23 protein-coding genes are annotated in these 24,776 nt (G+C 52.0%); 14 read left to right on the forward strand and 9 right to left on the reverse strand.

The features are described 5' to 3' along the window. Positions 1 to 33: 33 nt before the first annotated feature. The 5 genes from dprA to RIC05_RS16475 form a co-directional block, all read right to left on the reverse strand. Entirely contained in the window at positions 34 to 1,311 is a 1,278-nt protein-coding gene (gene dprA, locus RIC05_RS16455; RefSeq protein WP_350045720.1) for a DNA-processing protein DprA, read from the reverse strand. Between the two features lie 57 nt (positions 1,312 to 1,368). Continuing rightward, complete coding sequence (gene plsY / locus RIC05_RS16460) at positions 1,369 to 2,025, reverse strand: glycerol-3-phosphate 1-O-acyltransferase PlsY (protein WP_350045722.1); 657 nt, start codon at positions 2,023 to 2,025, stop codon at positions 1,369 to 1,371. 1 nt (position 2,026) lies between these two features. After that, positions 2,027 to 3,349, reverse strand: coding sequence for a dihydroorotase (pyrC, locus tag RIC05_RS16465; RefSeq protein WP_350045723.1), 1,323 nt, complete (start codon positions 3,347 to 3,349; stop codon positions 2,027 to 2,029). Further along, entirely contained in the window at positions 3,346 to 4,305 is a 960-nt protein-coding gene (locus RIC05_RS16470) for an aspartate carbamoyltransferase catalytic subunit (RefSeq protein WP_350046136.1), read from the reverse strand. The genes pyrC and RIC05_RS16470 overlap by 4 nt, the downstream gene beginning before the upstream one ends. Positions 4,306 to 4,468: 163 nt before the next feature. Further along, complete coding sequence (locus tag RIC05_RS16475; RefSeq protein WP_350045724.1) at positions 4,469 to 5,392, reverse strand: AEC family transporter; 924 nt, start codon at positions 5,390 to 5,392, stop codon at positions 4,469 to 4,471. Positions 5,393 to 5,643: 251 nt separating this feature from the next. Between RIC05_RS16475 and RIC05_RS16480 the strand changes: the two genes are divergently transcribed. Next, positions 5,644 to 6,459: a VOC family protein gene (locus RIC05_RS16480; RefSeq protein ID WP_350045725.1), complete on the forward strand. Its 816-nt coding sequence runs from the start codon at positions 5,644 to 5,646 to the stop codon at positions 6,457 to 6,459. Between the two features lie 58 nt (positions 6,460 to 6,517). Here RIC05_RS16480 and ruvX read toward each other — a convergent pair whose 3' ends face one another. Beyond that, positions 6,518 to 7,042, reverse strand: coding sequence for a Holliday junction resolvase RuvX (gene ruvX, locus RIC05_RS16485; RefSeq protein WP_350042691.1), 525 nt, complete (start codon positions 7,040 to 7,042; stop codon positions 6,518 to 6,520). Positions 7,043 to 7,337: 295 nt separating this feature from the next. On the opposite strand from ruvX, the gene RIC05_RS16490 reads away from it, so the two are divergent. From RIC05_RS16490 to gatB, 7 genes are all read left to right on the forward strand, one after another. Further along, positions 7,338 to 8,438, forward strand: coding sequence for an ABC transporter ATP-binding protein (locus RIC05_RS16490; protein ID WP_350045726.1), 1,101 nt, complete (start codon positions 7,338 to 7,340; stop codon positions 8,436 to 8,438). Between the two features lie 85 nt (positions 8,439 to 8,523). After that, positions 8,524 to 9,645, forward strand: coding sequence for an extracellular solute-binding protein (locus RIC05_RS16495; RefSeq protein WP_350045727.1), 1,122 nt, complete (start codon positions 8,524 to 8,526; stop codon positions 9,643 to 9,645). A 101-nt stretch (positions 9,646 to 9,746) separates the two neighbouring features. Continuing rightward, a complete protein-coding gene (locus tag RIC05_RS16500) occupies positions 9,747 to 11,411 on the forward strand; it encodes an ABC transporter permease (RefSeq protein WP_350045728.1) in 1,665 nt (554 codons plus the stop codon). Between the two features lie 4 nt (positions 11,412 to 11,415). Further along, complete coding sequence (locus RIC05_RS16505; RefSeq protein WP_350045729.1) at positions 11,416 to 12,636, forward strand: ABC transporter permease; 1,221 nt, start codon at positions 11,416 to 11,418, stop codon at positions 12,634 to 12,636. Between the two features lie 346 nt (positions 12,637 to 12,982). Then, positions 12,983 to 13,273, forward strand: coding sequence for an Asp-tRNA(Asn)/Glu-tRNA(Gln) amidotransferase subunit GatC (gatC, locus tag RIC05_RS16510; protein ID WP_033069553.1), 291 nt, complete (start codon positions 12,983 to 12,985; stop codon positions 13,271 to 13,273). Then, positions 13,273 to 14,751, forward strand: a complete 1,479-nt coding sequence (gatA, locus tag RIC05_RS16515) for an Asp-tRNA(Asn)/Glu-tRNA(Gln) amidotransferase subunit GatA (RefSeq protein ID WP_350045730.1) — start codon at positions 13,273 to 13,275, stop codon at positions 14,749 to 14,751. The genes gatC and gatA overlap by 1 nt, the downstream gene beginning before the upstream one ends. Positions 14,752 to 14,754: 3 nt before the next feature. Beyond that, positions 14,755 to 16,209, forward strand: a complete 1,455-nt coding sequence (gene gatB, locus RIC05_RS16520) for an Asp-tRNA(Asn)/Glu-tRNA(Gln) amidotransferase subunit GatB (RefSeq protein WP_350045731.1) — start codon at positions 14,755 to 14,757, stop codon at positions 16,207 to 16,209. 71 nt (positions 16,210 to 16,280) lie between these two features. Here the strand turns inward: gatB and RIC05_RS16525 are convergent, their stop codons facing one another. Both RIC05_RS16525 and RIC05_RS16530 read right to left on the reverse strand, forming a co-directional pair. After that, the gene (locus tag RIC05_RS16525) at positions 16,281 to 16,814 is read right to left on the reverse strand and encodes an NADPH-dependent FMN reductase (RefSeq protein ID WP_350045732.1); all 534 of its coding nucleotides are present in this window, start codon (positions 16,812 to 16,814) and stop codon (positions 16,281 to 16,283) included. A 131-nt stretch (positions 16,815 to 16,945) separates the two neighbouring features. Continuing rightward, positions 16,946 to 17,629 carry a type 1 glutamine amidotransferase domain-containing protein gene (locus RIC05_RS16530; RefSeq protein ID WP_350045733.1) on the reverse strand — a complete coding sequence of 228 codons (684 nt, stop codon included), beginning with the start codon at positions 17,627 to 17,629 and terminating at the stop codon, positions 16,946 to 16,948. Positions 17,630 to 17,734: 105 nt separating this feature from the next. On the opposite strand from RIC05_RS16530, the gene RIC05_RS16535 reads away from it, so the two are divergent. Together RIC05_RS16535 and RIC05_RS16540 are read left to right on the forward strand one after the other, a co-directional pair. Further along, positions 17,735 to 18,676, forward strand: a complete 942-nt coding sequence (locus tag RIC05_RS16535; protein WP_350045734.1) for a LysR family transcriptional regulator — start codon at positions 17,735 to 17,737, stop codon at positions 18,674 to 18,676. 40 nt (positions 18,677 to 18,716) lie between these two features. Then, entirely contained in the window at positions 18,717 to 19,295 is a 579-nt protein-coding gene (locus RIC05_RS16540; RefSeq protein ID WP_350045735.1) for a thymidine kinase, read from the forward strand. Positions 19,296 to 19,357: 62 nt separating this feature from the next. On the opposite strand, the gene RIC05_RS16545 is transcribed toward RIC05_RS16540, so the two are convergent. Beyond that, positions 19,358 to 19,984, reverse strand: coding sequence for a LysE/ArgO family amino acid transporter (locus tag RIC05_RS16545; protein ID WP_350045736.1), 627 nt, complete (start codon positions 19,982 to 19,984; stop codon positions 19,358 to 19,360). Between the two features lie 101 nt (positions 19,985 to 20,085). On the opposite strand from RIC05_RS16545, the gene RIC05_RS16550 reads away from it, so the two are divergent. From RIC05_RS16550 to RIC05_RS16565, 4 genes are all read left to right on the forward strand, one after another. After that, positions 20,086 to 20,985: a LysR family transcriptional regulator ArgP gene (locus RIC05_RS16550; protein ID WP_350045737.1), complete on the forward strand. Its 900-nt coding sequence runs from the start codon at positions 20,086 to 20,088 to the stop codon at positions 20,983 to 20,985. A 147-nt stretch (positions 20,986 to 21,132) separates the two neighbouring features. Then, positions 21,133 to 22,464 carry a paraquat-inducible protein A gene (locus tag RIC05_RS16555; protein WP_350045738.1) on the forward strand — a complete coding sequence of 444 codons (1,332 nt, stop codon included), beginning with the start codon at positions 21,133 to 21,135 and terminating at the stop codon, positions 22,462 to 22,464. Further along, positions 22,461 to 24,140 carry a PqiB family protein gene (locus tag RIC05_RS16560; RefSeq protein ID WP_350045739.1) on the forward strand — a complete coding sequence of 560 codons (1,680 nt, stop codon included), beginning with the start codon at positions 22,461 to 22,463 and terminating at the stop codon, positions 24,138 to 24,140. Before RIC05_RS16555 ends, RIC05_RS16560 begins: the two co-directional genes overlap by 4 nt. Next, positions 24,137 to 24,733, forward strand: coding sequence for a PqiC family protein (locus RIC05_RS16565; RefSeq protein ID WP_350045740.1), 597 nt, complete (start codon positions 24,137 to 24,139; stop codon positions 24,731 to 24,733). Before RIC05_RS16560 ends, RIC05_RS16565 begins: the two co-directional genes overlap by 4 nt. Positions 24,734 to 24,776: the final 43 nt, after the last annotated feature.

A 24,776-nucleotide genomic window follows, 5' to 3' on the forward strand; every position in this document is an offset into this window, starting at 1 on the left:
CAATATTTGTCACGTCCTGATTCGACGCGACTCTCATTTGGCGATACGCGATACCCTATTTCCGGGGTGACGTTCAACCCTTCCTGCAAGTTCGAGTTCAATCAAAATTGTCGAAACCCGTTCCGCCGACAAGCCAGACGTACGGATTAGCTCGTCAATTAGGAGGGGGGAAGATGACAGAAAGTCAAAGATTGATTGGCTGTCCGAATGATCAGTTTTAGATGGTAGATGGTTGGGTGAATCATTAGTTATTTCAATGTCTTGTGCCGGTTTCTTCGGAGCTTGAATTTCTGCGTCACGGTCAAGCGATTTGATGATTTCGTCATAGTCTTGAAGATGTGGGTTTGTGGTAGCTTGACGGGCATCTGTGTTGAATTGATGAAATCCTTCAAAAAGCTGTGTGTTTTGTTCGGCCAAGCGCAAAGCATCCAAAATCACGTCCGCAGAGTCGCATAAAATTGCGCCATCACGGATCAGGCTGTTTGGACCGGCTGCACGCGGATCGGTGGGGGAGCCGGGAACTGCAAAAACATCGCGACCCTGTTCGGCGGCAAAACGGGCCGTAATCAGTGACCCCGAATTTCGGCCTGCCTCAATAACAACCGTGCCAAATGACAGTCCTGAAATAATGCGATTACGCCGTGGAAAATGGCGTGCTTGTGGTTTCAGGCCCGGCGGCATTTCCGAAATGACGCAACCTTGTTCGCAAAGCTTTTCATAAAGTTCCTGATGTTCACGCGGATAGACAACATCAACCCCACCACCCAGCACGGCAATTGTGCCGCCACTATGGGTGTCAGCCAACTGTAGTGCAGCCGTATGTGCCGCACCATCAATGCCGCGCGCCATGCCCGATGTAACAACATATCCTGCACTGACAAGTTCGTGACTAATTTTACGGGCAAAGCCACATCCATTCGCCGAGGCATTTCGCGCCCCGACAATTCCGACGGATGTTCTATTCAGAAGATCAATCCGACCGATGGCGTAAAAATATGCAGGCGCATCTTCGATCCGGGCCAACATTGCGGGGTATTCCGGATCGCCAAAAATGATTGGCTTTGCATGGTGTGTTTTGGCCAGCTCTATCTCGGAAACCGTATCTTCACGGCCCGCCAGCGTGATTTTTCGCGTGGTCTTTGAGTGGGCAATAAGATCGGGAAGAATTTCGATGGCTTCGCGGGCAGAGCCAAACCGATCCAGCATTTTTCGAAATGTGACCGGGCCAATATTCGTGCTGCGCGCAAGCCGCATGCGGGCAAGGCGTTCAGATTGGGATAATCTCTGTGGTTGTGTCTCGTTAAAAAGCATAACGCCCGGATTGTGGTCATCCGGGCGTTATTTCGTCAAGCTATTCGAAATGAAAGATTAGCTTTCTGTCGAACTGCTATCTTCTTCTGCCTGTTTCTTTTTCTGGCCGATCTTTGGTTCTTCGCCGCGCAACAGGCGGCCAATATTGGCGTGATGGGCCAGCCAGACGATAACGGCAAGAAAGACCCCAAGCCATCCTGCACCCGGATCGTTGGCGATAAAGAATGCGGCAAGCGGGGCGGCAATCATCGCGATCAGGGCCGAAAGGGACGAAATGCGGAAAATCAGGGCCATAACCAGCCATGTCAGGGCTGCACAAAGCCCCATGATCCAGTTTACAGCAACCAAGGTGCCCAACGTGGTGGCGACACCCTTACCGCCTTTAAACCGCAGCCAAACCGGGAACATATGGCCAATGACGGCGGCACCACCGGCAAAGATGCCCTGTTCAACGCCGGAAAGATGCGTGAAGAGCAGGGCGGCAAATGCCCCTTTGCCAACATCTCCAAGCAGTGTCAAAAACGCCAGGTCTTTGCGTCCGGTGCGCAATACGTTGGTTGCGCCAATATTGCCCGAACCAATTTTACGAATGTCGCCAAGACCGGCAATGCGGGTTAAAACCAGACCGAACGGAATGGACCCTAGCAAGTACCCGCAAACAGTCGCGACCTGCAGGGACATCAGCATGGCCTTGTAAGTAGCATCAAGTTCCATTTCAGGCGCCTTCCGTAAAGATTTCGCGGCCATCAATCAGGGTGCGCAACACGCGCCCTTGGGTAAGACGGCCATCAAAGGGCGAATTTTTCGATTTTGACTGGAACTGATATGGATCGATTTTCCACGGACGATCCGGATCAAAGATTACAAGATCAGCCGGGGTGCCTTCGGCCAGTGTGCCTGCACCCTTAATCCGCACCAAGCTTGCCGGGACAGATGTCAGCTTTGTAATGACGTCCAAAAGTGACATATGCCCGTTGTGATAAAGCTCAAGCGAAATGGGTAGAAGGGTTTCAAACCCGACACCACCCGCAGCCGCCTGTGCAAAGGGCAGGCGTTTGGAATCGACATCTTGCGGATTGTGGTCTGATGCGATCGCATCAATCGTGCCATCGGCAAGCCCCGCGACAATCGCCTGTCGGTCATCTTCTGAACGCAGTGGCGGGGATAGTTTGGCAAAGGTGCGATAATCTGAAACTGAATTCTCATTAAGCGAGAAATAGAACGGTGCGGTATCGCATGTGACTTTAAGGCCGCGTTTCTTTGCTTTGCGGATCACCGCGACCGATTCCCCGGTCGAGATGTGGGCAAAATGCAGCCGTCCGCCCGTCATTTCCACCAATCGCAAATCGCGTTCAATCTGGATGACTTCGGCAAGAGGCGAAACACCTGTAAGCCCAAGGCGGGTGGCAAGTTCACCACTATTCATTGCCGCACCCTTGGACAGTTCGGGTTCTTCGGGATGCTGAACAATCATGCCGTCAAAGAAGGTGGAATAAGACAATGCCTGGCGCAGAAGACGCGCACTTGCGATGGTTTTAACACCGTCGCAGAAGGCAACGGCACCGGCTTGATGCAGAAGACCCATCTCCGTGATTTCATGACCTTCGATGCCTTTGGAAACGGCACCATAGACAAAGACTTTTGCCAAACCGACTTTGCGCGCACGGCGGGCGATAAATTCAACGCCAGCCACATCATCAATCACAGGATCGGTGTTGGGCAGGGCGATAATCGTCGTGATACCGCCAGTTGCCGCGGATTTACCCGCGGTTTCGATGGTTTCCTGATGCTCAAACCCCGGTTCGCGCAGTTGTGCGCGCATATCGACCAGACCCGGCGCAAGGCAGGCCCCGGCAAGGTCGGTTATTTCAAAGCCGTCGGGAATTGTACCATTTGTGACATCTGCACCACTTTTCAGAATGGTGTCGTCTTCGATCAGAAGGCCGCCCTGGATGTCGGTCTGTTTGACCGGATCAAGCAGGCGGGCATTGAGAAAGGCCTTTTTACCGGCACCTTTGGCGCGAATGGCGGGGCTCATGCCTGACCTCCGAGTTTTCTGTGGTTCAGGACAAGAATCTCAAGTGCTGCCATCCGCACAGCAACCCCCATTTCGACCTGTTCGCGAATCACAGAACGTTCCACGTCATCGGCAACTTCACTGTCAATTTCAACGCCGCGGTTCATAGGACCGGGATGCATGATCAGTGCGTCGGGCTTGGCATTGGCAAGCTTTGCGCGATCCAGTCCATGGAAGTGGAAATATTCACGGACAGAGGGGATGAAGCTGCCTTCCATACGTTCAAGCTGCAGACGAAGCATCATAACGATGTCGCAGTCTTTCAGGCCTTCTTCCATGTCATGGAAGATTTCGACACCCATCCGCTCAATTTGCGACGGGATCAGGGTCGGCGGGGCAACAAGGCGCACGCGCGATCCCATGGTGTTGAGAAGCAAGATATTTGACCGGGCTACGCGTGAATGGGCAATGTCGCCGCAAATCGCAACCGTCAGACGATGCAGGCGGCCTTTGTGGCGGCGGATGGTCAGCGCATCAAGTAGCGCCTGTGTCGGATGTTCATGACGACCATCACCGGCATTGAGAACCGCGCAATTGACCTTTTCGCTGAGAAGCTTGACCGCGCCACTATCCCCATGACGGACAACAAGCGCATCCGGGTTCATGGCGTTTAGCGTCATAGCCGTATCAATCAGGGTTTCGCCCTTTTTGACCGAGCTTGTGCCAACCGTCATATTGATGACGTCAGCCCCCAACCGTTTGGCGGCAAGTTCAAACGATGTCAGCGTTCGGGTGGAGTTTTCGTAAAACAGATTAACAACCGTGGCGCCGGCCAGAATATTGCTGGTCTTGTCAGCAGAGCGGTTCTTTTCCGCATAATGCTGTGCCCGATCAAGAATAAGGGTGATTTCCCCGGGGGTGAGACCCTCGATGCCGAGGAGGTGAGGGTGCGGATAATGATCCGCCGCTGGTCCCATGACGCTCATGGCGTTGCACATTTCCCTTGGATGATCCTGGAAGAATTTCGCGCGGAGCATAGCGAATTGCCCCTGTCACGAAAAGGTAAATATTCCAAAGAGCCGAACGCATTTCCTGACTATGTGGTCAGGTTTTTATGCTGTCTGAATGCAAGGACTGCCGTTAAACCGCATGCATAAGAATGGCGATGATTGGCAATGTGATGATGGCAATAAGGGTATGCACGGTAATCACACTGGCCATCATCTGCGCGTCCCCGCCCATTAAACGCGCCAAGACATAGGCACTGGCCGAGCAGGGAAGGGCGGCATACAGAACAACCGATGCTGTCTCGATGCTTGGCAGTCCTAAGGCAAGGCAAAGTCCGACTGCGATTGCCGGGCTGACGACAAGCTTGCCGAAGCTAGAAACACCGACTGCGATGCCGGCACGGCGCGCTGCTGTCAGATCAAGTCCTGCGCCAACGGCAAGAAGGCCAATTGGCAATGCCGCACGACCAAGAACTTCTAAAAAAGGCCCGATGATCGGGGGCAATCCAATACCCGTCAGATTGAAAACACTGCCAAACACACAGGCCATTAAAAGCGGGTTTTTGCCAACATCGCGCAGAAGCGATAACAAACCCGGTTTGCGATCGTTATCCCCCCAATGTGCGCACGCCAAAACCGAAATGACGTTTACTGTCGGGACGACCAAGGCAACACAAAGTGCTGTAACGGTCAGGCCCTCTGTGCCCAAAAGGGCCGCCGCCACCGCAAGGCCAATATAGGTGTTTGGGCGAATGGCACCCTGAACCAAGGATGAAAATGCAGCCGGGCTGACTTTTAAAACGGGTTTGGCTGCAATGATCAATACCGTGCAAATCGCAACTGTGCCGAGCATGGCAACGGTAATTCCCAATAATGGCAAACTGCCAAGATCGGCCTTGGCCGTGTTGGAGAACAGCAATGCCGGGAAGGTCACGAAATAAGTCAGCTTTTCCGCGCCGGGCCAGAATGTATCGGGCAGGAAACTGCGTTGACGCAAGGCATAGCCCAAAACAATAAGGGCAAATGTCGGCAGCAAAGCTGAAAGAATAGCGATCATTTAAAGGCCTTTTGGGTCGGGGCGTTCTGGCGATTTTTTGGAACAGGACACTTGGTGGAATCTTTATGTTCGAACAAAACACTACCACAGTAAGTCACTGGATTAGGTGACTTAAATTCATTTGTGGGCAGTTGTTCTTTGCCCGAAGAAGAGGGATGTGATAGTCAGCACATTAATTATAATCCGGTGCAGTTAGATTGTTTTCAAGTTAAAGCGGTTCTATGCCATCGGGAAATCCGTAAGGGGACGCTATGTCGCGGTCGATTGATCATCTGGTCTTATGTGTGAACGATCTTGATGCCGCAATAGCTGCATATCGCCAACTCGGTTTCACTGTGACACCACGTGCAAACCACCCTTTTGGTACGGGCAATGCGCTGATCCAGCTTAATGGCATGTATATCGAACTGCTTTCGGTGGTTGAGCCGTCCAAAATTGCCGAAACCGATCTGGCTGTTCCGTTCTCATTCCCGGTATATAACCGTGATTATCTGCGTCACCGCGAAGGCATGTCGATGTTGGCATTGCAATCAAGTGATGCCGAGAAGGACCGTGAAGTGTTTATGGCTGCCGGTGCAGCTGTGCCAGCGGTTTTTCATTTTGAACGCGATGCTAAAACGCCACAAGGCGATACGGTTGAGGTTGCCTTTTCGCTGGCATTTGCCAATCATCCGTTATTGCGAAATGCCGTTGCCTTCGTCTGTCAGCATCGCCATCCGCCAGAAAACTTTTATTTCCCGGAATATCAAACCCACGCCAACGGCGCATTGACGCTTGGTAAGGTGATTATCAGTCACTGGGCTGCTGATGCGGTAAGCGAGTTTTACGAGGGCATCAATGTTGGCGGGCTGGTCGAAACCTTGCACACTGATGAGCTGGTTGAAAAATACGGCTTTGATGACCGGTTGTTTCCATCGGATGGTTTTGCCGGGTTTGAGCTGATTGTCGATGATATTGACAAGATATCTGATGCGGCGATGGCCCTTGGAGCGATCGAAATGAACGGACTTTTGATCCTGCCACCCTCGGCATTCTTTGGCACACTGGTTGTGATCAAATCCAAATAAAAAAGCTGCCTGAAATATCAGACAGCTTTTATCAGATCATGTTGATCCGGCGCGGGACTTAGTCTTCGTCGCCGTCAAATTCGTCTTCATCAGGTTCGGCGTTTTCGCCCGGGTCTGTATGAAGGTTAAGGTTGTCCAGCGCACCTTGCAGGATGTAGGCCGCAGCCGTTTTATCGACGACTTGTGCGCGACGTTTACGTGTCATGTCGACTTCTTCGATCAGGATACGTTCAACCGCAGTGGTCGAAAGACGTTCGTCCCACATCAGAACCGGAAGGTCGATGTGTTTTTCCATCTCATCGAGGAAAGCATAAACGCGATGGCACGCTTTACCGATTGAACCGTCAAGTTCACGTGGGAAGCCAATCACAATCCCACCAACATTCTGTTTGGTGCAGATTGCTGAAAGCTGCGCGATATCGCGGGTGAATTTCTTCCGCGAGATCAGCTCATGAGGTGAAGCGATCTGAAGCCCGACATCTGAAAGGGCCACGCCAATGGTTTTGGTGCCAAGGTCCAGGCCCAAAACGCGTGCCGCTGGTGTCAGACACCGCAGCAATTCCTGAGTATTATTGCAAATCATGGCGACCTTATAGGTCCGTTATCAGCAAAATACCAGCGCAAAGCAAACATAAGGCCCAGCGACCAGTGCATAGCTGGTCGGACCTGTAGCAGCAGTGTTTAATGCTGCTTTAGGCGGGATCATTATTGGATTGTGTCGCAATAGTTCTGTGTTTCAGTGTTTCTTTGGGTTGAAGTGTCCCGGTATGTTTGTTCTAATGGGGTAAATCAAAATTTGAGCAAAAATGAAAACAGCACAAAAAATGTGCGAAAGCGAAACTCAAAGTGAATTAAGATCAATCAGGGGGTATTTGGGCTTGACCGACGGTGCATCAAATGACGCGTTTGTAGAATTCGAACGCGTTCAGAAAAGCTACGATGGCGAAACGCTCGTCGTGAAAGATCTCAACTTATCGATGCCGAAGGGCGAATTCCTGACGATGCTCGGACCGTCAGGGTCTGGTAAGACCACCTGCCTTATGATGCTTGCCGGTTTCGAAACCGCAACGCACGGCGATATTCGCCTGGGTGGAATATCCATTAATAACATTCCGCCGCATAAGCGGGGCATTGGCATGGTGTTTCAGAACTATGCGCTGTTCCCGCATATGACGATTGCCGAAAACCTTGCTTTTCCACTTGAAGTGCGAAAGCTGGGTAAGGCCGACCGCGAAGAGAAAGTGAAAAGAGCCCTCGACATGGTCGAGATGGGCGATTTTGGTGGCCGCCGTCCGGCGCAATTGTCGGGTGGGCAGCAACAGCGTGTCGCCTTGGCGCGCGCTCTTGTGTTTGAGCCGGAACTCGTTCTGATGGATGAGCCGCTTGGCGCGCTTGATAAACAGCTGCGTGAAAAGATGCAGTTCGAAATTACCTATCTGGCACATCAGTTGGGTATTACGACTGTTTACGTGACCCATGATCAGACAGAAGCACTGACAATGTCAGACAGGGTTGCTGTATTTGACGATGGCCGTATTCAGCAACTGGCACCGCCAGATCAGCTTTATGAAAGCCCTGAAAACAGTTTCGTTGCGCAGTTCATTGGTGAAAACAACACGCTTGAAGGTGTTGTGAAAGAAATCAAGGGCGATACCTGCGTGATCGAGCTGGACGGTGGTGAAGTTATTGATGCTGTTCCTGTCAATGTCACAAAAGTAGGCGAACGGACCCGCGTTTCCATCCGACCGGAACGCGTTGAATATAACCGTGAACGTCTGCACGAAGATGCCCACACGCTGAAGGCCGAGGTGCTGGAATTCATCTATATGGGTGACATTTTCCGCACACGCCTGCGTGTTGCCGGTAATTCAGAATTCGTCATCAAGACAAGAAACGCGCCTGATCAGGTGCGCTTGAAGCCGGGCCAGCAGATTGAAATCGGCTGGCTGGCAGAAGATTGTCGCGCGCTGGACGCGTGACGAACACACTCACGTAAGAACAGGACTGGTACACCCGGGTGCACGTCCTCAATCAATAGGCCGGGAAACAATCAGGGAGTCTGCAATGAAACTCATTAAGACACTTTCAGCGACAACGATGATCGCGCTTGTCGCGACGAGTGGTGCGGCATTTGCCGACGATCACATGGCCGCGGACATGACGCTGGTTAGCTGGGGTGGCGCATATCAGGCCAGCCAGGTAGCTGCTTATGCTGAGCCATATGCTGCGATGAATTCGGGCGTTACGATTACTTGGGACGAAAGTTCTAACGAGGCTGTTGCAAAACTGCGCGCCATGAACGAAGCCAACAACGTCACCTGGGATCTGGTTGACGTCGTTGCTGCTGATGCGCTTCGTCTTTGTGACGAAGGTCTGGCAATGGAAATCGATGCAAACGAAGTTCTTGCAGCGGCACCAGATGGCACGTCAGCAGAAGATGACTTCGGCGATTTGCTGGTCAGCGATTGCTTCATTCCACAGATCGTTTATTCGACCACGGTTGGTTATCGTAAAGACATGGTTCCGGCTGGTGCAGAAGCACCGACCGACATCTGTGCATTGTTCGATACGGAAACCTATCCGGGCATGCGTTCGCTTGAAAAACGCCCGATCAACAACATGGAATGGGCGCTTCTTTGTGACGGTGTTGCCAAGGACGAAGTCTACAACGTTCTTGAAACCGCAGAAGGCCAGGAACAGGCACTTGCCAAACTCGCAACCATCAAGGATAGCGTGATCTGGTGGAGTGCCGGTGCAGATACGCCGCAGCTTCTGGCTGACGGTGAAGTCTTCATGGGTTCGACCTATAACGGTCGTCTGTTCTCTGCCATTGTTGAACAGAATCAGCCGATTGCGATGCTCTGGGATGCACAGGTCTTCGATCTTGACGGCTGGATTATTCCGGCTGGCCTGCCTGAAGATCGTCTTGCACGCGTGATGGACTTCGTCAAGTTCGCCACCGACACCCAGCGTTTGGCTGACCAGTCGAAATACATCTCCTATGGTCCGGCCCGTGCTTCTTCGGCACCGCTCGTTGGCAAACATGCTTCGCTCGGTATCGAAATGGCACCACATATGCCGACCGATCCGGCAAACAGCAAGAACACGTTCCTTTATAACTACGAGTTCTGGGCTGATTACCGTGACGACATTGATGCCAAATTCCAAGCTTGGTTGGCTCAATAACAGCTAAATGAAGGGGGCCGCTTGCGGCCCCCTTTTCCCAATAAATATAATCTTCTATTTGCATAACAGACCGACAAACACGGCGGGGTCACGGGGGTGTCATGAGTGATACGACAGAAGGATTAGTGCTTGCCGCTGACGGCAGGCCACTGAAACAAAGCTTGCGACGGGCCTTGTTGCGGCAAAAGGTACGTGCGCTGATGCTGATCGCACCACTTTTGCTGTTCGTGGTGGTGACCTTCGTCGTTCCTATTATCTCTATGCTTTTCCGGTCGGTTGAAAACGATATTGTGCCTGTCACGCTTCCGGGGGTCGTGACAGAGCTTGCCGAATGGGACAGTTCAACCGGCACGGCTCCTTCCGAGGGCGTCTTCCGTAATCTTTATATTGACCTGTTCAAGGCCAGCGAGGCAAAGCAGCATACGCGGCTTGGCACGCGCTTGAATTATGAACAAACCGGTCTGTCATCATTGTTCCGCACCACAGGGCGCGGACTTGATGACATTGGCGAAGAATGGCAAGACCCGCTTGAAGATATCGATGCGAATTTCAAGGATGGCGCCTTCTGGTTTGAAATGATGTCGGGTTCCGACGGCGATAGCCTGTTGGAAGAACGTCGTGATCTTTGGGCTGAGATGATTGGCGAAAGCATGGCCGGTGATGTTGGCTTTGTGCCATCAGAACAAGTCGCGCAGATGTTGCCATGGACAAGCCGTGCTTACACTGATTTTGCCATTTGGACTGCTATAGCAGACAATGACGTTGTCGCTGAGGAAGATCCGTGGGAAGCAGTTTACGGCGCGTTGGGGATGGATTTGACCAACCCTGATACCGTTAACGCGATTGGCCGTTACACGGGGCCGGGGGCCGATGCGCTCAAAGCCGCCGTCGCGAATTTGAACATGCTGCCCCAGGATGGTTTCCGCGAAGCATTTGCCGCAGAAAACGAAGATTGGGTTTCGCCGGATGTCTGGGCGACAATCAAACTTTATTCGCCAAGCGTGACACCGGGCTACTTCCTGAACGCAATTGACATGGAACTCACCCCGGATGGGGTCGAGCAGAAACCAGAAAACCAGCAAATTTATACCCAGCTATTCATACGTACGCTGGTGATGGCGCTGATTATTACGGCAAGTTGTATTGTGCTGGGCTATCCGGTTGCGTGGCTTTTGGCCAATCTGCCGATGAGGACATCCAGTGTTTTGATGATTCTTGTCCTGTTGCCATTCTGGACATCGCTTTTGGTGCGGACATCTGCATGGAAAGTGTTGTTGCAGCAACAAGGGGTGATCAACGAAATCCTTGTTTGGCTGGGCTTTGTGAATGATGCTGACCGCCTAATATTGATGAATAATGCGACGGGCACAATCATTGCCATGACGCATATTTTGCTGCCGTTTATGATCCTGCCACTTTATTCCGTGATGAAAACCGTTCCGCCAAGTTATCTGCGGGCGGCCAAATCGCTTGGTGCGACCAACTGGACAGCGTTCTGGCGGGTTTATTTCCCGCAATCGGTGCCGGGCATCGGAGCTGGATCAATTCTGGTCTTCATTCTGGCGATTGGCTACTACATCACGCCTGAAATCGTCGGCGGGACGAGTGGTGTCTTCATCTCAAACCGGATCGCCTATCATATTTCAAGTTCGCTCAACTGGGGCCTTGCAGCAGCATTGGGAAGCATTCTTCTGGTTGTCGTGCTTGGTCTGTACTGGTGTTACGACAGGATCGTTGGCATTGATAACGTGAAGTTGGGGGGCTAAGGCCATGAATAGTGTGATCGTTAGTATCAAACGGCCGGACCTTCTGACCTTTACAATGCCTTTGGTGGCTGTTTTGGGTGCGATGTTCGGTTTCGTCACCGGAAATATCTATGGTGATCCCTGGATTGGACTCATAGGTGGTGCTGTTGCTGGTGCTGCCTTGGCCGGTGGATTGGCACAGATTACGAAAATCAATACCCGGGTGAAAATCTGGGGAACGGCAATCTTTCTTGGCCTTGTTGGCGCTGTTGTTGGCGGACTTGGCGGGTTGTTCGGCGGGTTTATTGTTGGTGTCTCGATGGGGTGGTTCGCCACTTGGGTCGGAAGCGGCAAATATCGCGCCGGGGTTCCGATCTATTACACACCCAGTCAGGTTCTTTGGCACAATGCCTTCCTGTTTATATGTGCTTTTGTGTTCTTCTTCCTGATTGCGCCGCTGATTCCGGTTGTGTGGCTTAGCTTAAATGCGGAAAACTTCTTTACCTTCACGCCCGAAATGCTGAGCTTTAAGGCAGAAGGGTACAGTCTGAAGCATTATCGTGACTTCCTTGGCACGGATGAATGGATGGTGCCGCTTAAGAACTCGCTGATCATCGCGCCGATTGCGACGATCATATCGGTTTCGTTGGGGACACTGGCCGCAATTGGTCTGAGCCAATCCCACGTGCCGGGCCGTCAGGCAATGATGGCGATCCTGATTTCGCCGATGATTGTGCCGTTGATCATTTCCGCGACGGGCATGTTCTTTTTCTATGCCCCGCTTGGCAACTGGCTTGAAGTTAACCTTGGCCTGAACCAGTCATTCGTTGGCTATGTGAAGGTGATCCTGGCCCACGCAGTGCTTGGTATTCCGTTCGTGATCATCACGGTTACCGCGACCTTGGTTGGTTTTGATAAATCACTGACGCGGGCGGCTTCGAATATGGGGGCAAACCCTGTGACAACCTTCTTCCGGGTTCAGATGCCACTTATTCTGCCGGGCGTTATTTCGGGCGGGTTGTTTGCATTCATCACCTCGTTTGATGAAGTTGTGGTTGTTCTGTTTGTCGGCTCTGCCCGGCAACAGACGTTGCCCTGGCAGATGTATACGGGCCTGCGCGAGCAGATTTCACCGACCATTCTGGCAGCGGCAACCATCCTTGTTGCGGTTTCAATCCTGCTTCTGCTGACGGTCGAATTGTTGCGCCGTCGCTCCGAGCGACTTCGTGGCATGAGCCCGGGATAAGAAAACTGAGTCACCGACATCCGTTCAAAGCGGATGGATGTAAGAATGCGTTTAAGCAGGCCGACGGTACTTTGCACCGTCGGCCTGTTTCTTTGATGGCTCTTGAAAATCCCTGCTGTGCATAAATGCATCTGGTTAAATGCGCGTTGTTGGACAAGTTGTTCATGACGGGCAGGGCAGTGTAACCTATCAAGACCAACTCAAGAGCGGGTTCTCACCTAATTATCGGTATTTCCAGCCCTTGCGGCGGGGCCGTCGGGGTGCTAGTTTCCGCGCTGTAATTCAAGTTCTGGCAGATAATCCATCTGCCGGGTTTTTTGTCATTCCTTAAGAGAGACTTTCATCCATGTCGTCTTTGGATAAGGAAACAGTTCGTCGTATTGCCCATCTTTCACGTATCAACGTGTCAGAAGAAGGCCTCTCCGAACTGGCGGGTGATTTGACCCGTATCCTCGATTTTGTCGAGGAACTGCAAGAAGTTGATGTCGAAGGTTGCGAACCGCTGACGTCGGTTGCCGATCTGACCTTGCCGCTGCGCAAGGACGAAGTCACCGATGGCAACATCCAGCAAAAAGTGCTGTCAAATGCACCGATGACCGATGCTGGCTGTTTTGTTGTGCCCAAGGTGGTTGAATAATGACTGATCTGACAAAGCTGACACTTGCCGAAGCCCGCGACGGCTTGGCAAAGGGTGAATATACCTCGGTCGAACTGACCGAAGCACACCTGAAATCGATGGAAGTGCATCGTAATCTGAACGCTTACATCACCGAAACCCCGGACAAAGCCATCGAGATGGCCAAGGCCTCCGATGCCAAGCGCGCCAAAGGTGATGCTGGTGCCATGGAAGGCCTGCCGATTGCGGTCAAAGACCTGTTCTGCACCGAAGGTGTTCAGACGACGGCGGCCTCGCATATCCTTGAAGGGTTCAAACCGGAATATGAATCCACGGTTACCAGCAAGCTGTTTGGTAATGGTGCGGTGATGCTGGGCAAGGCGAACCTTGATGAGTTCGCCATGGGATCTGCCAATACGTCATCCTATTACGGGAATGTTATTAACCCGTGGAAAGGAAAAGACGGCAAGGACCTTGTGCCGGGTGGTTCATCTGGTGGCTCGGCTGCGGCCGTTGCCGGTGGAATGGCGCTTGCTGCGACCGGGACCGATACCGGTGGCTCGATCCGTCAGCCTGCATCCTATTGCGGTATTGTCGGGTTAAAGCCGACCTATGGTCGTTGCTCGCGTTGGGGCATTGTCGCCTTTGCAAGTTCGCTTGATCAGGCGGGCCCGATGACCAAAACCGTGCGTGATGCTGCCATCATGCTGGGGTCGATGGCGGGTCACGATGCCAAGGACAGCACGTCTGCGCCGATGGCGGTACCTGATTTTGAAGCTGCCCTGACGGGTGACATTCGCGGCATGAAAATCGGTATTCCGAAAGAATACCGTGTCGATGGCATGCCCGAAGAAATCTCCAAGCTTTGGGAAAACGGCGTTGCCATGTTGCGCGATGCGGGTGCCGAAGTGGTCGATGTGACCCTGCCGCACACCAAATACGCGCTTGGCACCTATTATATTGTTGCCCCGGCAGAAGCTTCTTCGAACCTGGCGCGCTATGATGGCCTTCGTTACGGCCAGCGTGTCATGGACGAAGGCGATAGCCTTGATGACATGTATTCCAAATCGCGTGCTGCCGGTTTCGGCAAGGAAGTCCAGCGCCGCATCATGATCGGGACCTATGTGCTCTCGGCTGGTTATTATGATGCCTATTACAACAAGGCGCTTAAAGTCCGTCGTCGCATCTACGAAGATTTCGCAAACGCCTTTGGAACGGTAGATGCCATTTTGGCACCAACCGCACCGTCGGCTGCCTTTGCGATTGGCGAAAACGAAGGCGATCCGGTCAAAATGTATCTCAATGATGTGTTTACTGTTCCGGCAAGTCTTGCCGGTCTTCCGGGGCTGTCATTGCCTGCTGGTCTGTCTTCTGATGGACTTCCTCTTGGTCTGCAGTTGATTGGCAAGCCGTTTGACGAAGAAACCGTTCTGCGTGTCGGGGGCGTGCTTGAAAGTGCGGCGAACTTCACCGCAAAACCATTCGGGCAGGAGGGCTGATCCATGACCTATATCATCGAAGGTTCAACCGGCCCGTGGGAAATCGTTGTCGGTCTGGAAGTCCACTGTCAGGTGGTTTCCAAGTCCAAGCTGTTTTCAGGTGCCTCGACCACGTTCGGTAACGAAGCTAACACCAATGTCAGTCTTGTTGATGCCGCCATGCCGGGCATGTTGCCGGTGATCAATGCTGAATGCGTGCGTCAGGCGGTGAAAACCGGTTTGGGCCTTAAAGCCCAGATCAACAAGGAAAGCGTTTTTTCACGGAAAAACTATTTCTATGCCGATCTGCCGCAGGGTTATCAGATTTCGCAGTTTGATAAGCCGATTGTCGGCAAAGGCACGATCATTCTTGATATGCCAGATGGTTCGACCAAATCGGTTGGCATTGAACGCCTGCATCTTGAACAGGATGCCGGTAAATCGATGCACGATCAGGACCCGAAATATTCGCATATCGATTTGAACCGTTCGGGCGTTGCTCTGATGGAAATCGTATCCGATCCTGACATTCGTACCCCTGAAGAAGCAGGCGCCTATCTGACTAAGCTGCGCGCGATTGTGCGTTATCTTGGTACCTGTGATGGCAACATGAACGAAGGCTCCATGCGGTGTGATGCCAACGTGTCGGTCCGTCGTCCGGGCGAGCCGTTCGGCACACGTTGCGAGATCAAGAACGTCAACTCCATCCGTTTTGTGATGCAGGCGATCGAGATCGAAGCAAAACGTCAGGTCGAAGTTCTTGAAGCAGGCGGCGAAATCATTCAGCAGACCCGTCTGTTCGATCAGCGTCTTGGGGAAACCCGTGCGATGCGGTCAAAGGAAATGGCGCATGATTATCGCTATTTCCCGGATCCGGATTTGCTGCCGCTGGTGTTCGATGATGCGTTTGTTGCAGAAATCGAGAAAACCCTGCCGGAACTTCCGGACGAGAAAAAAGCCCGCTTCATCAATGAAAACGGCCTGTCGGCCTATGATGCCGGTGTTCTCGTCGCCGAAAAGGAAAAGGCTGATTACTACGAGATCGTTGCCAAGGGCCGTGACGGCAAACTGGCTGCGAACTGGGTGATTACCAACCTGTTTGGTGCGCTGAACAAGGCGGAAGTCGGCATTGCCGATAGTCCGGTAACGGCTGAAAATCTTGGTAAGCTGATCGATCTTATTTCAGATGACACCATTTCTGGCCGTATCGCCAAGGATGTCTTTGAAATCATGATCGAGACAGGCGGTGATCCTGAAAAGATCGTCGAAGAAAAAGGTCTTAAGCAAATCACCGATACCGGTGCAATTGAAACAGCCATCGACGAAGTCATTGCGGCGAACCCGGACAAGGTTCAGGAAATCCGTGATGGTAAGGATCGTATGCTGGGCTGGTTCGTAGGGCAGGTCATGAAATCCACGGGTGGTAAAGCCAACCCTGGGATGGTCAACAAGATGCTTCGCGACAAAATACTTGGCTGATTGTAATCATCAGACTATTGAAAAGCCGCCCGATTGGGCGGCTTTTTTTGTCCTAAAAATCAGGTCTGTCTTTATTCGGGCGCCGCAGATTGAACAAGTAGGCCAAGCACTGTTTCGAGTTTTGCGCTGCTTTCCGAATCTGTAAGGATGTCGTTAACCGTGAAATTCTTACCGTTCAGCGCAATGGTCAGGCAGGCGTTATCAATGATCCGGGCATCCATTGTGCGAATGGTTTCAATCAGGGCGGCCTGTGCAATGGTGGCGCGACCAGATGCATTCAGACAAGCCACGGGTTTCTGCATAAATTCGCCACTGGCAACCACCCAATCAAGTGCGTTCTTTATGGCGCCGGTGACGCCATGTGCGTATTCCGGACTGGCAATCAGAATGGCGTCGCTGCGTTGAAGAGCTGTGCGGAAGTCGTCAACATAGATGTTGTGCGTGTCTTCGTTATCCGGATTGAAAATCGGCAAATTGCCCAAGCCTTCGTAAAGCGCGATTTCGGCATCATGCATAGCTGCTGATTTTTGTGCTGCCAGCAACAGGGTTTTGTTGATTGATGCGGCGCGCAGGCTGCCGCAAAGCGCAAGTATCTGCGATGTCATATGGTTGTTGCCCGTTTCCCGTTTTGGCAAAGGTGGCACAGATTGACATCACGGGTAAAGAAAAGCCGCCCATGCGGGCGGCTTTTGTCAGATGTTTGTCTTGATCAGAAGGGATGGCAAAAGCCAGCTGATCAGGCAGTGCCAAGCAGTTTGATCACGGCGTCTGCTGTGGCATCGCTTGATGCCGGGTTTTGACCGGTGACCAGTTTGCCGTCGACAACGGCATAAGATGCCCACATATCGCCGCGCTCATAAAGGCCGCCCTGTTTTTTGAATTCGTCTTCAATTGACAGGGGCACAACCTTTTCAAGGCCAACTGCCTTTTCTTCGTCATTGGTAAAACCGGTGACTTTTTTGCCAGCCACCAGTGGTTTGCCATCCACGCCCTTGGCGCGCACCAAGGCGGCCGGGCCGTGGCAAACGGCGGCCACGGGTTTGTTTTGGGTGATAAAGGCCTCGATCAGGGCAATCGATTTGGTATCAGTTGCCAAATCCCAAAGCGGGCCATGGCCACCGGGATAAAACAGCGCGTCAAAGTCATCAGCCTTTAAACCATCAAGGGTGACGGTATTGGCAAAGACGGTTTTCGCCGCGTCATCGTTGTCAAACCGCTTGGTTGCATCGGTCAGGGCATCAGGCACCTGGCTATTGGGATCTAGTGGCGGTTGACCACCTTTTGGGGATGCCAGCGTAATTTCGGCTCCCGCATCAAGGAAGCGGTAATAGGGGGCCGCAAATTCTTCAAGCCAGATACCGGTCTTGTGGCCGGTGTCGCCCATTTGGTCGTGGGATGTGACAATCATCAGAATACGCATTGGATCCTCCTTGCGTGGAATTCATTTGCCATGACGATAACTGGCTGACAAAATTTGCGATAGATCGAAGATATGAACAGATTGTCAAATTAAATGAGCATGTAAATGTCGGCATTAGACGAAGTCCGGGCCATGATGATTTTTGCCCGTGTGGTCGAAGAAGGTGGCTTTTCTGCTGCTGCACGCAAGATGGGCTTAAGTCGTGCAGCGATTTCCCATCAGATCCGGCAGCTTGAAGGTAAACTTGGTGTGCCGCTTCTACGTCGAAGTACACGCAATTTCAGTCTGACCGATGCAGGAACGCGATATTACGACAGTTGCAGAACCATAACATTGGAAGCCGAAGCGGCGCGTAAGCGCGTGGAAGAATTGCGGGATGAACCGGTCGGTAAAATTTCGATCACATCCTCGGTGCATCTTGGCACCATGCGCATTGTGCCGATCCTTGATCAATTCCGGCAGGCCTATCCCGGGGTTGCCATTGACGTTCATTTGACCGACGAGGTCGTCGATCTGATCGGGCAGGGGATTGATATCGGAATTCGTTCCGGGCCGCTTAAAAGTTCAGATCTTAAAAGTTTCAAGCTCTATCAAACGCGGCGGATTATTGCGGCGAGCAAGTCCTATATTGATCGGGCTGGCCTGCCTGAAACACCGGATGCCTTGGCGGAGCATGAATGGGTGATGTATAGCCGCGTTCCTGAAACCCTTTCGCTAAGCTGTGATGGCGTGGAAAAACGTGTGCGTGTCTCGGGCAATGTACGGGTCGATAATGCAACGGCACGCTTGCAGTTTGTAAGGGGTGGGCATGGATTGGCCATTGTTCCATTGTGCGATATCGAACAGGAAATCAGAAATGGGGATTTGATCAGGGTTTTGCCTGAATGTGCATTGCAAGACCTTGAAGTCTATGCCGTTTATCCATCGGGTGTTACGCGCAGCGCAAAGGTGCAGTCACTTCTGGAATTCATGCGCCGTGCATTGCGTGATGTCGATATTTCACGCAATGATAGCGTTGGAGGCGAGAGCCATATTGATCAATTCTGATTGATCGGCTATTTCCCTTTGACGACTTTACGGGGGACCCATGGCCAATCTGTTTTTTTACTACTCGTCGATGAATGCGGGGAAATCGACCACGCTGCTTCAGGCAAGTTTCAATTACTGCGAACGCGGCATGGAAACGCTTTTGATGACGGTGGCATTTGATAACCGTTTTGGCGAGGGCAAGATTGCATCGCGTATCGGTCTGGAAGCCCCCGCAACCCTGTTTGATGCAAACACAGATATGTGTGCCCTGATCCTTGAGAAAATGGACAATAGCAAGGTCGATTGCGTCCTGATTGACGAGGCACAGTTCCTGACCAAAGATCAGGTTTGGCAGCTTTCAGATGTTGCAGATAAGCACAATGTTCCCGTGTTGTGTTATGGCATCCGGACGGACTTCCAGGGGCAACTTTTCGAAGGATCGAAGTGGCTTTTGGCGTGGGCGGATAAACTGAATGAGCTCAAGACCATCTGCCATTGCGGACGTAAGGCCGGCATGGTTTTGCGGGTCGATGAAAACGGCGATCCGGTCCGCGAAGGTGCACAGGTCGAAATCGGCGGCAATGACCGCTATGTCCCGGTATGCCGGCGCCATTTCAAGGATGCGATGGGGCAATAACCGCCCATTATCGGGTTGATCGAATTCGCCATTTCAATTGTATGAGGAATTGATTTGGCGGTTCAGCCCGCCACCATTGCCGAGATTTCTGGTGCCAGCAGGCTATAGGCGACCAGCCACATGACAGCACAGGTCAGTCCATCAATGATTTTCCATGTGACCGGGCGCGCAACATAAGGGGCAAGCCAAGACGCCCCCATAGCGATGGCAAAGAACCAGACGAAACTCGCACTCATTGCACCAAGCGCAAAGAAAAGACGCTGGTCTGCGGGAAATTGCCCGCCAATGCCGCCCAGCATTACCACTGTATCAAGATATACATGCGGATTGAGCAGGGTGACCGCCAACGTGGTTGAAAGAACGGCCTGCCATCCGGTTTTGCTTATGGCTTCTTCGGACAGTGTTTCGGTTTCGAACAACCGTTTGAGCGCACCAAACCCGTACCAGATCAGAAATGCGCCGCCACCCCATGCCGCGATCTTTGTCAAAATCGGGTAGGCGGCAATCAATGTCCCAAGTCCGGCAACGCCAGCAGCAATCAAAATCGCATCACAGAATGCGCAAACAAACGCGACCATCATCGGATGATTGCGCCGCAATCCCTGTCCAAGGACAAAGGCATTTTGCGCACCAATGGCGATGATTAATCCACCGCCAAGGCCAAATCCGGTCGCATAGGTCAAAAGCATTTTAGCATTCCAGTGTTTGTTGGTCCGCCAGTGATATCAATTTTTCGAAATAAGAAAATCGAATTATGATAAAGTATCATTAGAAAAAATAATGGTGAGATATGCTCGATTACAAATTGCTTCAGGCCAGTGCCGAGGTCATTCGCCACGGCAGTTTTGAAAAGGCAGCACGTGAATTGGGCCTTACCCAGTCTGCGGTATCGCAACGTGTGAAGCTGTTGGAAGAACGGTTGGGGCAACCCGTCATTATTCGGGCCAAGCCGATCGCCGCGACCGCGGCAGGGCAAAGGTTACTTGCGCATTATCAAAGTGTGCGGTTGCTCGAACAGGAACTCCATGATGAGATTCCCGTCATTCAATCAGATGGCCGGTTCGGGCAGGTGGCATTGGCGGTCAATGCCGACAGCCTTGCGACGTGGTTTGTTGATGTGCCCAAACATCTGTTCGAACAGTTGGGGCTTCTGGTTCATCTGACGGTTGATGATGAATCCTTGAACCACACAGCCTTGCAGGATGGTACGGTGTTGGGCGCGATCAGTATGCGATCCGCACCCATCCAGGGATGTCGGGTGCGCCCGTTAGGGGTAATGCGCTATGTCATGGTTGTATCGCCTGAATTTAACGCGCGGTACTTCGCCAATGGCGTGACGCCAGATGCCTTGCGCGCATGTCCGGCCGTGAATTTTTCAGAACATGACGAATTGCAAAATCAGTTTCTAAAACAGTATTTCGGACTAAATCCTGGTGAATTTCCCGCACATATGGTTCCAAGTTCGCAAGGGTTCGTCACCGTGGCCGAGCAGGGCATCGCCTATGCCGTTGTTGCACAACAACAGGCCGAAGAAGGATTGCGTAACGGAAGTCTGGTTCAGCCCTGTCAGCATGCGATAGATCGACCGCTTTATTGGCATCACAAAACCATCCAAAGCCGTCTTCTTGATCAGGTCAACGAGATTGTATTGACCCAAGCCCGCCGTTTTTTGCCCAAAATTACCGCGTAACAAGTTGATGGGTTTGGATTTTTAAGGGACGTGGTTCGATCAGAGGAAGGCTTTGATACGCGGATCAAATTTGACTTAAAGTAAAATTTGTCGCTTACTTTGCCAGACGAGCCATTTTGTATAACGGTTTGTTTAAACAGGGAAACCATGTCGCATCGACTGATTGCATGTGAGCATTGCGACTATCTTCATGTCGAGGAAAACATCCCGGCAGGTAGTGTGGCGTGCTGTGTGCGGTGTGGATCACCGTTATATTCTGCGGAACAAACACGGTTTGACAAGCCGCTGGCGTTTGCCATTACCGCGCTTTTGCTGTTCATCATCGCCAACAGTTATCCGATCTTGACCTTTGCCATGGAAGGGCGGGTTGAAACCAACACACTGGGCAGTGGCGTTTTGACATTTTGGCAGGAAGGGTTTCCTTTTCTGGCCTTTATGGTTGCGTTGACGTCGATTGTTGCGCCGTTATTTCTGATTTTTGCACATATCTACGTCTTGCTGCCGATCTCGCTGAATATCCGTTTGCCCGGAATGCAAAAAGTCTGGCGTATTCTTGCGATGGTGCGGCCTTGGTCGATGCTTGATGTTTTCCTGATTGGATTGCTGGTCGCACTTACCAAATTGACCGATTTTGCCCAAGTGATTGCGGGGCCGGCATTTTTTGCAATTTGCTGCCTTATTCCGGTGGCTTTGCTGATGAATGTGACTCTTGATCCACGCAATGTCTGGCGGCGCATTGCCCCGGCTAGCTTGCGATATCTTGATCAAAGTGATCTTGCCGAGCTTTCGAACGGAAACAGTGCTTCGCAGGCCCGGCATTACGGTCTTCTGACCTGTCACACATGTGCGATGGTGGTACAGGACCAAAAAGACGGCCATACGCGTTGTCCGCGCTGCGGGGATGCTGTCCATCAACGGAAAGCCAGAAGTCTTTCACGGGCATGGGCCCTGTTGGCGACAGCCGTGATATTGTATGTGCCTGCCAATATCTTCCCGATCATGACCGTGACTTATCTGGGACGATCAGAGGCCGATACCATACTATCGGGCGTGGCTGTATTGGCAAAAGCAGGGGAATGGCCCATTGCGATTGTGGTTTTTACCGCAAGCATTCTGGTGCCAATCGTCAAGATCGTCATGTTGAGCTGGGTCTATATGACAACCTATTTAGGGCTTTCAGGACCCCTTAAGGAACGCACATTGATCTATCGGGTTACCGAACTGGTCGGGCGCTGGTCGATGGTTGACGTTTTCATGGTCTCGATCCTCGCTGCACTGGTCAAGCTTGGCAATATCGCGTCCGTTCAGCCGGGCTTTGGCGCGGTTGCCTTTTGCGGGGTGGTTATTGCGACCATGTTATCGGCAATGGCATTCGATCCACGTCTCATATGGGACCGGACAGGAATGGGCGGATCACAATCCAGTACGCCAGATATTTACGCACAAGACCAAGTTGAAAAACAGGGGACGCCGTCATGATTGACGAGAATACTTCTTCATTTGACCGGCGGCCGGGCGTGCCTGATGTCAAAAAAGGCTGGAGCCGGTTTTCCATCATTTGGCTGGTGCCGCTTGTTGCGTTGATCATTGGCGGGTGGTTGCTTTGGCGCGATATCGTGTCAAAGGGGCCGGAAATTAGTGTGACGTTTCAAACGGCTGATGGCATTTCCGCAGGTAAAACGGCCGTTCGGTATCGTGATGTTGATGTCGGGCAGGTGATTGGGATCAATCTTGCAGAAGATCTGGATCATGTCCGCTTAACCATCAGAATGAATGCGGATTTTAGCGAGTATCTTACTAAAAACACCCGGTTCTGGGTGGTGCGGCCCCGTGTAACCGTGCGGGGTATCACGGGCCTGGATACGATTGTTTCAGGTGCCTATATCGAAGTGGTTCCCGATAAGACTGGCGAACGAGAACGAAGCTTTGTCGGGGAAGAAGAACCGCAACTTGTTCATGATGACGAAGACGGCACCCGGTTTGTCCTGAAAGCTGAAGAACTTGGGTCCTTGGGAACAGGAACGCCAGTTTTGTTGCGCGGGATTGAGGTTGGCGAGGTTCTTGAAACAGAACTTGATGAAAATGCCGACGGCGTTTCCATCCCGGTCTTTATCCGCAAACCGTTTGATGCGCTTGTGAAACGCGACACGCGGTTTTGGGATTCAAGCGGTATCGCACTTGACCTGAATGCAGATGGGCTTTCGGTGCGTGCGCAATCGGTACGTTCTGTTCTGGCGGGGGGGATTAATTTCTATACGCCAGATGTAAGTGTGAATGAAGATCAGGCACCGGCTGAAACAATTTTCCGCCTGCATAGCAGTTTGGAAAAGGCCGAGTTGCTTGCGCAAGGATATAGCCAGAAGTACATCCTTTATTTTGATTCTTCTGTACGTGGGTTATCACGTGGTGCACCCGTCGATTTTAATGGTATCCGGGTCGGGACGGTTGAAAGCGTTGATCTGGAATATGTGGTCAGCCAACGCTCGTTTCGTGTTCCGGTTGTTGTGACAATTGAACCGGAACGGGTACAGCTTGTTGGCGCAAATGTCGGCGACCTTGATCCTGAAGCCACGGTTAAAACGCTGGTTGCCGATGGCTTACGGGCAAGACTTAAAACCGGCAGCTTCATAACCGGACAATTGTTTGTCGATCTATCAATGAACCCGGTGTCACCGGCCAGATATCTGGGCGATCGAAATGGCAACATTCCTGAATTGCCGACTTTGCCGCAAAAGCTTGATGAAATTGCCAATTCCCTGACCAGTCTGCTGGAAAAGGTTGAAACCTTCCCGCTTGAAGAGATCGGCATTCGTTTGCTGGGTACGGTTGAAGGGATGGAGAATATTGTGACGTCACCGGCCTTAACCCAAGGTATGACAAGCCTGCAGCAGGCGGCCGCAGGGATAAGCAGTCTGGTTGATAATCTGGATTCTAGCGTTCTTCCTGCAACGCAAACGGCACTTGATGCCGCACGCGAAGCACTGGGTGGTGTGCGGGATGTAACTTCACCATCATCGCCCGTGCGCTACAATCTGGAACAGGCGCTTAAGGAACTTAGTGCAACAGCACGTTCGTTACGCGATCTCACGGAATTTCTTGAACAAAACCCGAGTGCTCTGATCCTTGGGAAAAGTGGCCCGAAGGAGGATGAATGATGCGACAGGTGATCCGAATGTATATCGGTAAATGTGTCTTGGTACTTCTTGCGCCATTGTTGGTGGCCTGTGCCGCGCAATCTGTTCCTGATCGCTATTACCTGTTGTCGCCGACCGTGCAACAGGTATCAGAGCCATCCGCCCAGGCATCCGTTGTTGGCATTGGCCCGGTCACGATCCCGAGCCATCTGGATCGATCAACCATTGTGTCGCGAAGCAGCGCCAATCGTGTTGAAGTCAATTCCGGATATCGTTGGGCAGAGCCACTTGATGAAAACATCAACCGGGTTCTGATGGATAATATTGGGCGGACAGGGAAGGCATCACGACTTGAAGCTTTCCCGTGGACATCACGCGATGGTGTCGACTGGCAAGTTGTTCTTGATATTGACCGGTTTGAACGCCAGCCGGACGGAAATGTTATCCTGACGGCACGCTGGAAACTGATCCGGTTTGAAAGTGGTGAGATCGTCCGGGCTGCAACATATAACAAGGTCAGCATGCCTTCTGATACGTCGATCGAAAGTACGGTATTGGCCATGAGCACATTGCTTTCTGATATGACAGTCGAGATTTCCAGTCACCTGCCGTGACGAAGAGGCTGAATAAGCTTGGATAAGCAGATCGGATTTCAAT

Source organism: Thalassospira sp. (assembly GCF_040218635.1).
Classification (GTDB): Bacteria; Pseudomonadota; Alphaproteobacteria; order Rhodospirillales; family Thalassospiraceae; genus Thalassospira.

Bases quoted from the DNA above. Each gene is read 5' to 3' on its own strand.
- RIC05_RS16540 (WP_350045735.1), top strand. From the start codon at position 18,717: ATGGCCAATCTGTTTTTTTACTACTCGTCGATGAATGCGGGGAAATCG.
- plsY (WP_350045722.1), bottom strand. From the start codon at position 2,025: ATGGAACTTGATGCTACTTACAAGGCCATGCTGATGTCCCTGCAGGTC.
- RIC05_RS16535 (WP_350045734.1), top strand. From the start codon at position 17,735: ATGTCGGCATTAGACGAAGTCCGGGCCATGATGATTTTTGCCCGTGTG.
- RIC05_RS16565 (WP_350045740.1), top strand. From the start codon at position 24,137: ATGATGCGACAGGTGATCCGAATGTATATCGGTAAATGTGTCTTGGTA.
- gatB (WP_350045731.1), top strand. From the start codon at position 14,755: ATGACCTATATCATCGAAGGTTCAACCGGCCCGTGGGAAATCGTTGTC.
- RIC05_RS16475 (WP_350045724.1), bottom strand. From the start codon at position 5,392: ATGATCGCTATTCTTTCAGCTTTGCTGCCGACATTTGCCCTTATTGTT.
- RIC05_RS16545 (WP_350045736.1), bottom strand. From the start codon at position 19,984: ATGCTTTTGACCTATGCGACCGGATTTGGCCTTGGCGGTGGATTAATC.
- ruvX (WP_350042691.1), bottom strand. From the start codon at position 7,042: ATGATTTGCAATAATACTCAGGAATTGCTGCGGTGTCTGACACCAGCG.
- RIC05_RS16495 (WP_350045727.1), top strand. From the start codon at position 8,524: ATGAAACTCATTAAGACACTTTCAGCGACAACGATGATCGCGCTTGTC.
- RIC05_RS16500 (WP_350045728.1), top strand. From the start codon at position 9,747: ATGAGTGATACGACAGAAGGATTAGTGCTTGCCGCTGACGGCAGGCCA.
- RIC05_RS16470 (WP_350046136.1), bottom strand. From the start codon at position 4,305: ATGGGACCAGCGGCGGATCATTATCCGCACCCTCACCTCCTCGGCATC.
- RIC05_RS16530 (WP_350045733.1), bottom strand. From the start codon at position 17,629: ATGCGTATTCTGATGATTGTCACATCCCACGACCAAATGGGCGACACC.
- gatA (WP_350045730.1), top strand. From the start codon at position 13,273: ATGACTGATCTGACAAAGCTGACACTTGCCGAAGCCCGCGACGGCTTG.
- pyrC (WP_350045723.1), bottom strand. From the start codon at position 3,349: ATGAGCCCCGCCATTCGCGCCAAAGGTGCCGGTAAAAAGGCCTTTCTC.
- dprA (WP_350045720.1), bottom strand. From the start codon at position 1,311: ATGCTTTTTAACGAGACACAACCACAGAGATTATCCCAATCTGAACGC.
- RIC05_RS16550 (WP_350045737.1), top strand. From the start codon at position 20,086: ATGCTCGATTACAAATTGCTTCAGGCCAGTGCCGAGGTCATTCGCCAC.
- RIC05_RS16480 (WP_350045725.1), top strand. From the start codon at position 5,644: ATGTCGCGGTCGATTGATCATCTGGTCTTATGTGTGAACGATCTTGAT.
- RIC05_RS16555 (WP_350045738.1), top strand. From the start codon at position 21,133: ATGTCGCATCGACTGATTGCATGTGAGCATTGCGACTATCTTCATGTC.
- gatC (WP_033069553.1), top strand. From the start codon at position 12,983: ATGTCGTCTTTGGATAAGGAAACAGTTCGTCGTATTGCCCATCTTTCA.
- RIC05_RS16505 (WP_350045729.1), top strand. From the start codon at position 11,416: ATGAATAGTGTGATCGTTAGTATCAAACGGCCGGACCTTCTGACCTTT.
- RIC05_RS16560 (WP_350045739.1), top strand. From the start codon at position 22,461: ATGATTGACGAGAATACTTCTTCATTTGACCGGCGGCCGGGCGTGCCT.
- RIC05_RS16525 (WP_350045732.1), bottom strand. From the start codon at position 16,814: ATGACATCGCAGATACTTGCGCTTTGCGGCAGCCTGCGCGCCGCATCA.